The 14,366-nt window shown below is 50.8% G+C and carries 14 protein-coding genes; 8 read left to right on the plus strand and 6 right to left on the minus strand.

The annotated features are described in order from the left end of the window. The first annotated feature begins 40 nt into the window (after window positions 1–40). Window positions 41–1,618 (plus strand): galactarate dehydratase, encoded by a 1,578-nt coding sequence (gene garD / locus AC07OI_RS00345; protein WP_495255905.1) that lies wholly within the window; start codon window positions 41–43, stop codon window positions 1,616–1,618. Window positions 1,619–1,674: 56 nt separating this feature from the next. After that, window positions 1,675–2,496 carry an NAD-dependent epimerase/dehydratase family protein gene (locus AC07OI_RS00350; RefSeq protein WP_492703689.1) on the plus strand — a complete coding sequence of 274 codons (822 nt, stop codon included), beginning with the start codon at window positions 1,675–1,677 and terminating at the stop codon, window positions 2,494–2,496. A gap of 50 nt (window positions 2,497–2,546) precedes the next feature. Here the strand turns inward: AC07OI_RS00350 and AC07OI_RS00355 are convergent, their stop codons facing one another. From AC07OI_RS00355 to AC07OI_RS00370, 4 genes are all read right to left on the minus strand, one after another. Continuing rightward, window positions 2,547–3,581: a bifunctional nicotinamide-nucleotide adenylyltransferase/Nudix hydroxylase gene (locus tag AC07OI_RS00355; protein WP_495255906.1), complete on the minus strand. Its 1,035-nt coding sequence runs from the start codon at window positions 3,579–3,581 to the stop codon at window positions 2,547–2,549. Between the two features lie 33 nt (window positions 3,582–3,614). Beyond that, window positions 3,615–5,318 (minus strand): NAD+ synthase, encoded by a 1,704-nt coding sequence (locus tag AC07OI_RS00360; RefSeq protein ID WP_495255907.1) that lies wholly within the window; start codon window positions 5,316–5,318, stop codon window positions 3,615–3,617. Window positions 5,319–5,344: 26 nt separating this feature from the next. Beyond that, a complete protein-coding gene (gene pncB / locus AC07OI_RS00365; RefSeq protein WP_495255908.1) occupies window positions 5,345–6,535 on the minus strand; it encodes a nicotinate phosphoribosyltransferase in 1,191 nt (396 codons plus the stop codon). Window positions 6,536–6,678: 143 nt separating this feature from the next. Continuing rightward, window positions 6,679–7,542 (minus strand): cysteine hydrolase family protein, encoded by an 864-nt coding sequence (locus AC07OI_RS00370; protein ID WP_495255909.1) that lies wholly within the window; start codon window positions 7,540–7,542, stop codon window positions 6,679–6,681. 426 nt (window positions 7,543–7,968) lie between these two features. Here AC07OI_RS00370 and AC07OI_RS00375 point away from each other — a divergent pair, with 426 nt between their 5' ends. The 5 genes from AC07OI_RS00375 to AC07OI_RS00395 all read left to right on the plus strand — a co-directional run bounded on the left by AC07OI_RS00375 (window position 7,969) and on the right by AC07OI_RS00395 (window position 11,331). Next, a complete protein-coding gene (locus tag AC07OI_RS00375) occupies window positions 7,969–8,520 on the plus strand; it encodes an RNA 2'-phosphotransferase (RefSeq protein ID WP_495255910.1) in 552 nt (183 codons plus the stop codon). After that, window positions 8,521–9,081, plus strand: a complete 561-nt coding sequence (locus tag AC07OI_RS00380) for a protein-tyrosine phosphatase family protein (RefSeq protein ID WP_495255911.1) — start codon at window positions 8,521–8,523, stop codon at window positions 9,079–9,081. It begins immediately after the preceding gene. Next, window positions 9,078–9,632: a riboflavin biosynthesis intermediates N-glycosidase gene (gene ybiA / locus AC07OI_RS00385; RefSeq protein WP_495255912.1), complete on the plus strand. Its 555-nt coding sequence runs from the start codon at window positions 9,078–9,080 to the stop codon at window positions 9,630–9,632. The genes AC07OI_RS00380 and ybiA overlap by 4 nt, the downstream gene beginning before the upstream one ends. Window positions 9,633–9,804: 172 nt before the next feature. Next, complete coding sequence (locus AC07OI_RS00390; RefSeq protein WP_495255913.1) at window positions 9,805–10,686, plus strand: CmcJ/NvfI family oxidoreductase; 882 nt, start codon at window positions 9,805–9,807, stop codon at window positions 10,684–10,686. Between the two features lie 12 nt (window positions 10,687–10,698). Continuing rightward, entirely contained in the window at window positions 10,699–11,331 is a 633-nt protein-coding gene (locus AC07OI_RS00395; protein ID WP_492703698.1) for a 2-hydroxychromene-2-carboxylate isomerase, read from the plus strand. 13 nt (window positions 11,332–11,344) lie between these two features. Here AC07OI_RS00395 and AC07OI_RS00400 read toward each other — a convergent pair whose 3' ends face one another. Then, on the minus strand, window positions 11,345–12,742 hold the full coding sequence (locus AC07OI_RS00400) for an MFS transporter (RefSeq protein ID WP_495255914.1): 1,398 nt from the start codon (window positions 12,740–12,742) through the stop codon (window positions 11,345–11,347). After that, the gene (locus AC07OI_RS00405) at window positions 12,739–13,593 is read right to left on the minus strand and encodes an alpha/beta fold hydrolase (RefSeq protein ID WP_495255915.1); all 855 of its coding nucleotides are present in this window, start codon (window positions 13,591–13,593) and stop codon (window positions 12,739–12,741) included. The genes AC07OI_RS00400 and AC07OI_RS00405 overlap by 4 nt, the downstream gene beginning before the upstream one ends. 137 nt (window positions 13,594–13,730) lie before the next feature. Here AC07OI_RS00405 and AC07OI_RS00410 point away from each other — a divergent pair, with 137 nt between their 5' ends. Continuing rightward, complete coding sequence (locus tag AC07OI_RS00410; protein WP_495255916.1) at window positions 13,731–14,312, plus strand: TetR/AcrR family transcriptional regulator; 582 nt, start codon at window positions 13,731–13,733, stop codon at window positions 14,310–14,312. The last annotated feature ends 54 nt before the right edge of the window (window positions 14,313–14,366 follow it).

Genomic DNA, 14,366 nt, shown 5'->3' on the forward strand with positions numbered 1-14,366 from the left:
TGCATTGAAAGCCACAATTGGCAAAGAAGGGGAAAAGAAAATGACGATATCCAGCACCAGCCTGCCTGTCAGTTCACCACTGTATATACGCATGCATGGTAATGACAACGTTGCCATTGTTGCCAATGATGGCGGCTTACCTGCAGCCACGGTTTTCCCCTGTGGCCTGAAATTGCTGGAGCACGTCCCCCAGGGCCACAAACTGGCCTTGCAAGACATAGTAGAAGGCACAGCAATCACCCGTTACAACGTCACCATAGGTTATGCGGTGCGCAACATCCCCCAAGGCAGCTGGGTAGAAGAATCCTTGATACGCATGCCTGCCGCCAGAGAGCTGGTGGATCTGCCTATCGCTACCGTATCGGCCCCTGAAACCGAGCCACTGGAAGGCTATACCTTCATGGGCTATAAGAATGCGGACGGCAGTGTAGGCACACGCAATATCCTGGCCATTACGACGACAGTGCAATGCGTATCCGGTGTGGTGGAACATGCTGTCAAACGCATCAAGGAAGAGCTTTTGCCCAAATACCCCCACGTCGACGACGTGATCGGTCTGGAACATACTTATGGCTGTGGCGTTGCCATTGATGCACCAAATGCCAATATCCCGATACGCACTGTGCGTAATATAAGCCTGAACCCGAATTTTGGCGGGCAAGCCATGGTGGTCAGCCTGGGCTGTGAAAAACTGCAACCAACACGCTTATTCCCAAAGGGCAGCATTCCTATTAAAAAGGGAGATGAAGGCAGCGGCGAACCTGCGCTGGTATGTCTGCAGGATCAGGCACACGTGGGTTTTAATTCCATGATCGCCTCCATCATGCGCACGGCAGAAAAACAGCTGGCAGAACTGGACAAGCGCCGCCGTGAACCCTGCCCCGCATCAGAGCTGGTTGTGGGCGTGCAATGTGGTGGCAGTGATGCATTCTCAGGTGTGACAGCCAACCCGGCAGTCGGTTTTGCAACCGATCTGCTGGTGCGTGCTGGTGCGACAGTGATGTTTTCTGAGGTGACAGAAGTACGCGATGGCATAGACCAGTTGACTTCACGCGCCGCCAATCCGGAAGTGGCAGCAGCCATGATCAGGGAAATGGCCTGGTATGACGAATACCTGAAACGTGGCGGCGTCGACCGCAGCGCAAATACCACACCGGGCAATAAAAAAGGCGGGCTGTCAAATATCGTTGAAAAAGCCATGGGCTCTATTGTCAAGTCTGGCAGCTCCACCATTTCTGGTGTCCTGTCGCCGGGTGATAAGCTGACACAAAAAGGCCTGATCTATGCCGCTACGCCTGCCAGTGATTTTGTCTGTGGTACCTTGCAACTGGCTGCAGGCATGAACTTGCACGTATTCACCACTGGACGCGGCACACCCTATGGCCTGGCGGCAGTCCCCGTCATTAAAGTCGCTACCAGAAATGACCTGGCCAGACGCTGGAATGATCTGATGGATATCAATGCCGGCAAAATCGCCAGCGGCGAAGCCACGATAGCGGATGTAGGCTGGGAGTTATTCCAGATGTTGCTGGATGTCGCCAGTGGCAAGGAAACCTGGGCCGAACACTGGAAATTGCATAATGCACTGGTCTTGTTTAACCCGGCACCGATCACCTGATAGCCTGGCCTGAGCATAGTTGCGCATCAAGAATTCAATAGAAGAGAAGGAATCCCATGAATACCAATATTACTGAAAAACCATTTAACCGCATCTTACTGACTGGTGCTGCGGGTGGCCTTGGCAAGATTTTGCGTGAACGTATCAAGGCCTGGGCCAACATCGTGCGCCTTAGCGATATTGCCGATCTTGGTCCTGCAGGCGAAGGCGAAGAGGTCGTACAGTGTGATCTGGCCGACAAAGCTGCTGTGCTGGCATTGATGGAAGGTGTGGATGTGGTACTGCATTTTGGCGGCATTTCTACCGAAGCCAATTTTGAAGCCATCATGCATGCGAATATTCAGGGCACTTACAATATCTATGAAGCAGTGCACAAGCACAAGGTAAAACGCGTCGTGTTTGCCAGCTCGAATCATGCCGTTGGTTTTTACCGTACTACGGATTACATCGATGCAGACATGCCTACCCGCCCTGACGGCATGTATGGCATCAGCAAATGTTTTGGCGAATCACTGTCCCGTTTTTACTATGACAGGTTTGGCATAGAAACCGTCTGCATACGCATAGGTTCATCCTTCCCTGTGCCAACTACACGCCGTATGCTGGTGACTTATTTCAGTTACGATGATCTGGTTGAAATGCTGCGCTGTTCTATCTTTGCCCAGCGTGTGGGTCACACCATCGCCTTTGGTGTTTCTGAGAATCCGGGCAAGTGGTGGGACAATAAAAAAGCCGCACATCTGGGCTATAAGGCAAAAGACAGCTCCACGGTGTTTTCTCACCTGTACCCAGACAGTAGTGAGTATCCTGAAAAAGACGACATCACCACCATCTACCAGGGTGGTGGTTTCTTGCTGACTACCCCACAGTACAAGTAAGCGGGGGCTTAAATCAAAAAGGCAGACACTTTATCGTGCCTGCCTTTTCTTTATTCACCAGCCGTCAGATTAAGAAACTGATCAAGGATATGGAAATGATCGTCAAAGAATAATTCCTCCATCCCTTCTAACTTGTCTATGCTGACCCAGGCTGCCTGGGCAGCATCGTCAGCGGCGCGGATATCGGGCAAGTGATCAGTCTGCAAATCAAAATAATGTGCATGGGTAATGGTACGACCACGCAGGCTGCGGCCTGGATGGTCAAACACTTTGACATCGACCAAAGAATGTTCAAGCGTAGAGGCCAGCACCGCCAGATTGGTTTCTTCAAACAATTCGCGTATCGCCCCCTGGAACAGGCGTTCATTCTGGTCAAGGAAGCCACCAGGCAACGCCCACAAGCCCTTGCCAGGGAAACCGCCGCGCTGGACCAGCAAGATATGACCAGCCGCCTTGACCACTGCATCCAGTGTGACGAACATGGGGGCGTAAGGTGCCGGTTTCCACGCGGCCTGGTAAGCCAGCAATTGTGCATGTTCTTTCACCAGCACGGCATAATGCGGCAAGATGCTCCAGGCTTTCAGATATTGTCGTATGCTCAGTGGCAGGTAATGGGCAATCACATCGAGTGACACGCGCATGTCTTCCGCCTCGAACAATACCCGGCGTATGACTGTGGCATCAATCGCCAGCAACTGCTCTGCCGCGACCAACTGCCATTGCGGGAAGCGGTTCAGGTAATAGCTGGAAGCATCCTTGAAGTGGCCTATCAAAGCGATGCGCTTTGCGTAAGGGAAGTGTCTTTCCACCTTGCCACGCACTGCTGTTGCCCAGCGTGCATCATCATAATAATCACGTACGGCAATATACGATACCCTGTCACGCTCTGCGGGTGTGAGCGTTGCATTGATCATGTCTGCCCGCTCTTGCCAGGTGAAAGGGTTCTTGGTACTGCGTGCATGGAAGGATGAACCAAGTATCACGACCACTTCTTCGGCAGTTTCCAGTGCCAGCTGCAAGAGCGTGGCATGGCCATTATGAAAAGGTTGAAAGCGTCCTATCAGTACTGCAACGTCGATTTGCATGGATGACTTCATAAAATAAAACTTTGATTAATCTTAATTGCTGTACTTTGCCGCAATCGGCATCTGGCGTCCACTACCAAAAGCACGGGCACGTACGCGGATAATGGGTGGCGCCTGGCGGCGCTTATATTCATTGCGCGCTACCATGCCTATTATGCGGCTCAGGCTTTTCTGGCCAACTTCTGTCTTTTGTAATTGTTCTACAAAAGCCTGCGCTTTGGCAAACTCAAGGGCAGGCAGGCGCTTGCCTTCTATATGCCATTTCAGCATTTCATCGAGCTCATCATACGGTGGCAAGCTATCCGTATCAAGCTGGTCAGGTGCCAGCTCTGCTGAAGGTGGTTTGGTCAATACATCTTGCGGGATAATCTCGCGCCCGGCGGCATTGTTGACATGTTGCGACAAAGCATACACTTCTGTCTTGTACAAGTCGCCGATCAAACCCAGGCCACCATTGGTGTCGCCGTACAAAGTACAATAGCCGACCGAGATCTCGCTCTTGTTACCCGTCGTCAGCAAAAGTGCGCCAAAAGCGTTTGAGTATTCCATGAGGATGGTGCCGCGTATGCGTGCCTGCAAATTCTCTTGCGTCAGGCCGCGCAAAGGCGAGGCAAACGCATCCTCAAAACCCTTGGCATATTGCTCTACCAGACTGAGTATAGGATGCGTATGCAGTTTGACTTGCAGGTTGTCGCATAATTTGACTGAGTCAGATACTGAGCCTGTACTTGAATACGCTGATGGCATGGTGATGGCGATAACGTTTTCTGCACCCAGTGCCTGTACTGCCAGGGCGATCGTCAATGCCGAGTCAATACCACCTGAAGAACCAACGACGACCTGCTTGAAACCACAACGGCGCGCATAATCTTGCAGACCCAGGACGATCTGGCGGCGGGTAAATTCTGGTACGGATAAACCTGTGCTATCCGGCTTGGCTAATGCTGCGCCATCAATTGCGGTGAAATGGAGGTCTGAAAATCCCAGCAACTGAAAGTCCTCTTCAAAACGTGCTGCCTCAAAAGTCACCCCATGATCAGGTGTGACCGCAAATGAAGCGCCATCAAACACCAGTTGATCTTGTCCGCCTACCTGGTTCACATACAGCAGGGGTAGTAGATGATGCGCTGCCGCCTTGGCAAACATCGCATGTCTTTGCTGGCGCTTGCCTATATCCGAAGGACTGGCATTGATACTGATGATCAGATCCACCTTGGCTGCTGTCAATGCGTTGAAGGGATTAACCTGGTAATCATGTTCTTCATCATTCCAGCCATCTTCACAAACCATGAAACCCAGCTTGAAACCAGCCACATCCAGTGTGCTGGCAACTTCCTGCCCCGGTTCAAAGTGGCGGCGCTCATCAAAGATGCCGTAAGTGGGCAGCAATTGCTTGTAGTATTCAGCAACGATCTCACCATTGCGTATCGCCAGCAAGGCATTATGCAAAGCTTTGCCCTGAGCTTTGTTTGGACGCACGGTACCAATCACGCTGACGAGATCGGGGTTCTCTCTGGAAGCCTGCATGATGCTGGTCAATGCCTGCTCAGCCTTCGCAAGGAAAGCACTGTCTTCGAGTAAATCACCGGGGTAATAGCCACAAACACAAAGTTCACTAAACACTGCAACATCGGCATTTGCCGCCGCAGCTTTTTGCATATGCATGATGATCGCTGCAGTATTGCCAGCAAAGTCACCAACCATATAATTTAATTGTGCAACTGCCAGTTTCAACATGATGATATTCCTGGATACAACTTCATTTACATTACGGGATGATTGAAAACCTGACGCATATAAGCAAGGAAGGTTTCATCCGTGCACAAGGTCTTGCCAGCAGAGTCAGATAATTTTGCTACTGGCTGTCCATTGCATGACTTGAGTTTCATGACGATATTCAGCGCCTTGATACCAGTATCATTCGTCAGATTGGTGCCTATGCCAAAACCTGTCATGGTGCGGTCAGCAAAATGGCGGTACAGGCTAAATGCAGTTTCCAGATCCAGCCCATCAGAAAACACCAGGCGTTTGGTATGCGCATCGATACGCAATTTGGCATAATGCGCCAGGGCTTTTTCACCCCAGACCACAGGATCACCAGAGTCGTGTCGCAAGCCATCAAACAGTTTGGCAAAGTAGAGATCAAAGTCAGACAGGAAGGCATCCATGCCAACAACGTCTGTCAAGGCAGTACCCAGGTCGCCACGGTATTCCTGCACCCAGTCTTCCAGCGCCGCTTTCTGGAAATCACGCAGACGCACGCCAAAAGACTGATAAGACTGCAGGTACTCATGTGCCATCGTACCGATGGGCACCAGCTTGTGTTTCTTGGCCAGGTACACATTCGATGTGCCCTTGAAGAATTGTGGCACTTCACGCGCCAGCGTGGCGACGACTTCATCATGCCATTCGCCAGAGAAACGCCTGCGCAAGCCAAAATCAAAGAATTCAAATGGATGGGCTTTGGGTGCTTCTTTTCCAAATTCACGGATTTGTTCTATCTTTGCTGCCAGCCTGCGCCTGCCTTCGTCCAGAGTATCTGCTGTTTGCAAGCGGCGGAAATATAACTCATTGACGATATGCAGTACAAAAATTTCAAAGCCCATGACATGCACTTGTGGGCCTGTTGCCACAATTTGCAAATTGTCGCCATCGGCACTGACCTTGATGAATTTACGCTGGAAATGAAAGACCGTCAAAAAGTCAGTAAAGTCACTTTTGATGAAGCGCAAGGAACGCAGATAATCGAGTTCATCTTCCGTAAAATTAAGCGCGCACAAATGATCGATTTCACGCTCAACATCTTGCTTTAATTCTGCCAGCGGATAAGCCGTAGAATTGCGGCAAACGAAAGCATACTCAGTCTGGGTATTTGGATGGCTATGCAGCAATGCCTGCCACATGGTGAATTTGTATAAATCAGTTTCCAGCAAACTTTGAACTACGGGTTTCATATTTTTCTTTTCTAGTATCACTTAAGTAGGGTGCGCCATGCGCACCATTGTTTGACGCACCAACAAACAATCATCAGCTCGCAATTTTTTGACAAAAGGGTGAAGCGCACGGCGTACCCTACACATTTATCTTTTTTCGGCCTCTATGCATTCGCCAATAACTCAGGCAATACATCTGCCATCTTCGCAATCTGCACGCCCCTGGCTGCCATGTCGCGTACAAAGCCTTCGAACTGGGCATCAAAACCAGTGACTGCACTCATGCAATCAGTTACCAATACCAGCTTGTGTAAATCGGCTGCGGCAAAATTTTCTACCAGATGTTCAGTGGTCGCTTTTACGCAGTGGCTGCCTGCTTCGCCAGTAATATACACGCGGTCAGCTTTACTCAGTTCAGTAATCAATTGCTGATTCAGTTGCGTATCCGGGTCACTGGCATCCGGCACTTCTGCTTTGACTGCCGAATAATGCTCAGTCCAGGGGTTGGAACCCTTGTTGATCTTGTTGACCACACCCAGCTGTTTTTCTTCCCAGGCATTATAGGCTGCACGCACATCTGCATGCACATTCTGCCCCCATGAACCAATTTCACAGTGCACTGGCCATATCATCAACTGATAACGGCCTTCAGCTTCCAGTGCATCCAGGTAGGCCAGCGCACGTGGCAAGGCTTCAGGCTGGCGTGGCTGATATTCGCCAGCGCGTACTGCCTCTGCAGAGATGCTGGTGAAAGGAGCCACTGCCGCGCCCTGCCCTTTCATCCAGAAAGTGGGATGGGCAATGTCATAGCGATGATGTGCGTCCAGAGTGATGCTGATACCGCTGATGCCATCTGCGCCTTTATTGATAAGTTCAGCCACGCGCAACATGTCGGCATGGGCACCAGGCACAGGCAATGCCGGCGATAATGGCTCTGCGCTATGCACATCCCTTGCCAGATAAGCTGGCGGCAAATCACAGAAATCATTTTGCGGATCAATGATAAGGACTTGCAAATTGCGTTTCATGATATTTCCTTTTTCTTGTGAGGCTGATTCCATTGTAGGCTACTTAGTTATTTTTCGCAACTAAGTGGCCGTATATTCTTTTATTTCATTAATCGGTGTCAAAGACGCTGCTCGCAGTCAAGAATAAGTTATTATTTTCAATAACTTAGCATAAATCGCTAGTTTCGCTCTGCGCCTGCATCTCGCCTCTAGTGATTACAATTTCTTGCAAATTCGAAAAATGCAATAAATACATACTCAATGTATTTACCTTCCAATGCCGCTTAATTGTGATCGGCTATTTACTTCCATCTCAAACATGCGCGAAAACAACAAATGGGCAATCTTAGTTACATTACGAAACTATCTTAGTTGATTTATATAACTAACTTGATTTATAGTGCGCTTAATCCTGCAAGACAGGTAACTCATAAAAAGAAAAATAAAATGCAAATAACTCAATCTCAAAAAAACTTCAGCAAATTCCTCAGCTACGTACTGCGCCACCAGCCCGACTCCATAGGCATCACTCTGGATGCACAAGGCTGGACAGAAATATCCACACTAATGAGCCAGGCCGCGAAGCATGGCAAACGCTTCAAGCTGGAAGACTTGCATGAAGCAGTGCGCATTTCTGACAAGCAGCGCTTTGCCATCAGTGAAGATGGTTTGCGCATACGTGCAAACCAGGGGCATTCGGTAACGGTGGATCTGGCCTTGCCTGTGACAGTGCCGCCAGACGTTTTATATCATGGTACGGCCAGCCGTTTCATTGCTTCCATCATGAAAGATGGACTGCGCCCGGGTTCGCGTCATCATGTCCATCTTTCGGCAAATACGACAACGGCGCATACCGTTGGTGCGCGGCACGGCACGCCGGTTATCTTGCAGGTCATGGCAAAACAGATGCAGGAAGATGGCTTCCATTTTTTTGTATCGGCGAATGGCGTATGGTTATGCGACAGCGTGCCACCAACATATTTGATCAGGATGAATTGAATGATGATGACAACCAAGCGACCACATCAGAATACTTACTGGGTAAGGCCAGGACAGTTACTGGCAGGCGAATACCCGGGTGCACTGGATGAAAAAACGGCAGCACAAAGACTGGGGCAATATCTCGATTGCGGCGTCGATTATTTTATCGACCTGACAGAAGAAGATGAACTGGCCCCTTATGCACCGCTGCTGATGAAGCTGGCGAAAGAACGCGGCATGCAGGCCCAGCACCGCCGCTTTGCCATACCAGACCGACATACACCATCGTCGCTAGGGCAGATGCAGGAAATCCTGCGAGTACTGCACGAAGCAATTGCAAAGCAGCATACCGTGTATGTGCATTGCTTTGGCGGCATTGGCCGCACCGGCACGGTCATAGGTTGCTATCTGGCAGAGCAACATCAGAACAGTAAGGCAGGCTTGCAGGAACTGGCGCAATTATGGCAGCAGATGGAAAAGAAACGCTACTGGCCAGAGACACCTCAAACCACAGAACAGCATGCCTGGGTACTAACTTGGCCTGTGGACAGCATTCCAGACAGTACAGGAAAGACATGAATACGCTAGAAGAATTATTAAAGCAGATAGGCGCGGGAAGGCAATTCGACTATCTGCATTTCTGGGGTCATAAGCAACGCGGCCTGCAAGCAGACAGGGCCTGTTTCAGTCAATGGTTTGTTGCGCCGTTCCAGATCGATGGCATCACTTACCCTACTGCTGAACATTACATGATGGCTGGCAAGGCCAGATTGTTCGACGACAAGGTCGTGCTTAAGGAAATCCTGGCGACCAATGATCCGGATATGGTGAAACGCCTGGGCAGGAAAGTGAAGAATTATGAAGAGACATTGTGGGTAGAACATCGCTTCCAGATAGTAGTCGATGGTAACTATGCGAAGTTTTTACAAAACCCAAAACTGAAGCAGTACCTGTTAAGTATCGGTGACAAGATCATCGTCGAAGCCAGTCCGCTGGATAAAATCTGGGGCATAGGTCTGGCACAAGACCATCCTGACAGCAATAGCCCGCATCTTTGGCAGGGATTGAATCTGCTGGGCTTTGCCTTGATGGAAGTCAGGAGCAGACTACTCGCAGAAAACAGTCGTTAATATTTTTAGCATCTCACAGACTTAAGTATGCATTCGCATGCATTTCAAGCATGCGAATGGCGCAAAAATCTCGTTTGAATATCAGTCTCACATCCGTTTAAATATCCATAGACGACAGCCCTGAACTTACCATCCGGAAGCCCGGCTTCGTCACAATATGGCCGGAGGCAATATGGATGTCTTTACTGAGCATCAAAGGGAATTTTCACTACCAGTATCAATGCCAGGCAGCAGCTACGTGCTGGCGCCGATGAGCTATGTCCTGCCTGGCGAGCAGCGCCCTGTCAGCTATACCTTTGAACCACCCACTGGCATCCCATGGGAGAACGCCACTTATGATTTGCGTGAAGTGGCGATACATGATGCGCGGCAGGTAGAACAGGAACCGCAGCTTGAACGCGAAGGTTTTGAATTATGGGATGCGCCTACGTCCGTGAAAAATTTCATGGATCACGAAGAGGTCAGGTCTGATTATTATCAGGAAGCGCGTGAACTGGCGCTGGCAGTTACTGGTGGCAGACAGGCTTATGTCTTCGATCATCTGGTCAGAAGGCGCGAACCCAGAGAAACCACTTTATCCTTCGGCAAGCGGGCAGAGAATGGCCTGGCAGCAGCCAATGGGCGCATACACAATGACTACACCGAGCAATCAGGGCAAAAGCGCCTGGCGCTTGTTGTCAGAGATATGGAAGTGATGGCTGAGATACGGCGCTATTGCATCATCAATATCTGGCGCCCTACCCACAATACCGTGCTGGATACACCGCTGGCGGTGTGTGATGCGCGCACGGTCAGGCAATCCCACTTGCTGGCTTGCGATGTCAAGTACCCTAACCGCACCGGTGAAATTTACCTATCCAGATTTTCACCAGGACATCGTTGGTCTTATTTCGCCGAAATGCAACCGCATGAGGCGCTGATTTTCAAGCAGTATGACAGCCAGTTCAATGGCGTTTCGCGCTTTACGCCACATGCTGCATTTGATCATCCACATGCACCAAATGATGCACCGCCAAGGGAAAGCATAGAGCTGCGTTGCCTTGTTGTATTTTGAAAAGGAGTCACGATGGATACGCCCGTCACCACCATGCCCGTCATCGATTTTTGGTTTGAATTTGGCAGCAACTACAGTTACCTGAGCGTCATGCGTATAGAGCAGGATGCAGCCAGGGCTGGTGTCAGGGTGCGCTGGCAACCATTCTTGCTTGGCCCCATATTTCAGGCTTTTGGCTGGAACACTTCGCCCTTTGTTTTGCAAAAGGCCAAGGGTGATTATGTCTGGCTGGACATGGAAAGACAATGCCGCAAGTATGACCTGCCCTGGAAAAGGCCTGGCAATTTCCCGCGTTCTGCCATCTTACCATTGAGGGTCGCTGTGTTGGGTGCGGAACAAAGCTGGATAGCGGAATATTGCCGTCGCATGATGCAAATGAATTTTGCGTATGATCGCGATATTGACAACAAGGATGTCGTGACTGCTGTGTTAAACGACATGGGCTTGCCGGCAATTGAGATCATTGAGCAAGCGCTGAGCGATGAAAACAAATTGAAGCTGCGCAAGCAAACTGAGCTGGCCATGCACAAAGGCATATTTGGTGCGCCTACTTTCTTTGTTGGCGAGCAGATGTACTGGGGCAATGACAGACTGGATGACGCCCTTGCCCATGCTCGTGATCTTTTGATTTATCCTGATGCATGATTTGGTGTCCGGATCAGGCTATTATTGGCACATCGGCCTGTATCTCAGGTTTTTGCACAGCTTGCGTCCTGATGAACATACTTAGCAAAGAAGTCAATACACCACCCGCAACCAAAAAGAGATAAACATAGCGGAATTGCTGCAGATTCTGCACCTGTCCCCCCAGTATGGTCACTGTGAACGCCACACCCAGAGCAGAACCAAACTGGCGGATTGCCTGATTGACTGCACTACCCACACCAAAACGTTTTGCAGGCAAACGCGCCACGGCTGCACCTGAAAGCGATGGCAGCACCAGCCCTACGCCTATGCCACTAAGCAGCATGCCAGGCAACCAGACCGTAAGATAATCAGCTGTCAGACTGGTGTTCAGGTAAAACCATAAGCCGCTCAGGGCATAGATCAATCCACCTGCTACCAACAAAGGTTTATGACCAAAGCGGGCGACACAACGGCCAGAGATAATTGCCACTGGCATGACCATCAAAGGGCCAGGTGTGATACCAAAACCAGCCTTGGTGAGACCGTAATGCCAGATCGCCGTCATGAATAAAAAGAAGCTCAGGAACATGGCGGTAAAAGCTGCACCAAATACCAGGGTGGCAGCATTCACAAAGCGATAATTCCTGTCCTCGAACAAACTCAAATCCACCGCTGCATGTGGCCTGCCTTTAGCCCAATAAATAAAGACAAGAAGTATTGCTACGCCAACGCTGATGGTGGCAAGAGTCGCCGGTGCCTGCCAGCCCCAACTGTCGGACTGGACTATGCCCAGTATCAGCAAGCCACTCCCTGCAATGAGCAAGAATACACCTGGCCAGTCAAAACGATGGCCGGTTTCCAGGTTGCGCGATTCTGACAGGCTTAGCGCCGCCCTGATCATGGCGATGATGCCTATAGGGACATTGATCAAAAATGCCCACTGCCAGTTGATGCTCTCTATAATGAGCGCACCTGCACTTGGCCCGACTGCCGCTGCCAGCGCAGCAACCGCACCCCACAGGCTGACGGCAATGGCACGTTTCTCGATAGGGAAAGCCTGCAATACCAGCGCCAAAGAAGTTGGCGTCAGCAAGGCCGCGCCTACAGCTTGCAAGACACGGAAGAAGATCAGCATGCCCGTGCTGCCAGCCACACCGCACAAACCAGATGCCAGGGTGAACACGCCTACACCAAGTATGAACAAACGCTTGCGCCCCAATAAGTCTGCCAGGCGACCGGCGGGTACCAGTAATGCAGCATAAACGATGGTATAGGCATTCAACACCCAGGACAGCTCACTGGGCCGTACATCCGGGAAGGCGTGGCGCAATGCGGGAAAGACAGCGAAGCCTATGGTGGCATCAAGCGACACCAGAAATACAGCAACGCTGGCCAGGGCAAAGGTTGGCCAGGGACTGATATTTTTCATGATGTCTCTCCGGCTTCTATCACTCGTTCAACAATATCAGCGGCAAGTTTGTTGATGATGAAGCTGACTGCTGCCGCATGTATCTCTGGCGTGCGCAAGATGCGCCTGTGTCCGGTTCCTGCACTTGCCACCAGACTGGCTTGCGGCCAGGCAGCCGCCAGTGCCTGGCTTTCGGAGTAGGGTATTTCTTTATCTTCAGGGTCATGCAGGATCAGGGCGGGGTGATGCATGCCATGCTGCAACTGGGACAAATCCATGGATGGCAGCGGTGCACCTATGCTGCTTGCCAGCATATCTTCCAGCTGCTGCCTGGCTGCCTCATCCAGGCCACCTGCCCTGGCTGCATGCTGGAATACGCGTGTTAGCGAAGCCGGGCCGCACAGATGCACACTGGCCTTGACTTGTACGCCTTGAGCAAATGCATGCAGACTGGCGGCTGAGCCTACTGAATGGGAGATCGTGGCGGTGAGTGCTCCCAGATGCTTTGCTACTGCGACAACGGCCTTGCCATAGTCGAGTACATTGGTCGTTTCGCCTTGCGATGCACCGTGTGCCGGTGCATCCAGCGCAGTCACGCTAAAACCTGCCCGCAGCAAAGGGGCGACAAAACCTGCCATGTGGCTGGCACGGCTTTCCCAGCCATGCAGGAGCAGGACTTGCGGCCCCTGCCCCCAGGTCCAGGCACGCAATTCCAGCCCTGCATAAGGAATACTGACGGGTCGCGCCTGCGCCAGTGCCTTTTTATCATCTTCAGTTTCTGCCTGCCTTTGCGGCCGGGTGAATGCCTGCAAGATCATGTCCATGATGGGCTTATTTGTTGCATTATTTATTGCTCTGGCTGGTGTATTCATACTTCCCCCGAAATTAGATGACGAATATAATCCAGTAGATGTTGATTATCATCTAAAATAGAGATTCATGTCAAACCTGATTAAAACCAGTATTAAAATGAAAACTCTGGTTGGCAGATTTTTTAGGAATAGAGCAAATGAGAACTACCCGCGAACAAGCCGCGCAAACCCGTGAGCGCATAGTGGAAACCGCTGCCCGCCTGTATCGTGAATATGGCATCAATGGCATAGGTGTGGCCGACCTGATGAAAGAAGCCGGGCTCACGCATGGCGGTTTTTACAAACACTTTGAATCCAAGGAAGCCCTGATTGCCGAAGCCTGCAGTGCCGCGCTGGAAAGCACGCGCTCAGAACTGCTGCGTAAGACAGAGCTGGTCAGCGACGAAGAAGCCATCGCCAGCCTCGTGCATAGCTACCTGAGCCGGGCGCATAGTGAACATCCTGGCCATGGTTGCGCGATTGCGGCAATGGGGGCAGAAGCCGCGCGCGGCGAGACAGCAAGCAAGGAAGTGATGGCGCAAGGGGTTGATCAATTGCTGGCCATTATCAGCAAACAATTACAGCGTTCAGGTGTCAAGGATGATGCTGCTACCGCGCACGGCGTCTTGTCTTCGCTGATAGGTGGCTTACTGTTGTCGCGCATGATGGACAAGCCAGCAAACGCCAAGGCAGTATTGCGTGACACCAGCGATTTTGTATTGAAGGCAGTACAGAAATAATAATGAAGTAAAAAAACTGCCCGTTATTTCTAACGGGCAGATAGTGCATCAAAT

It is taken from the genome of Undibacterium sp. GW821-FHT07F11 (genome assembly GCF_059418665.1).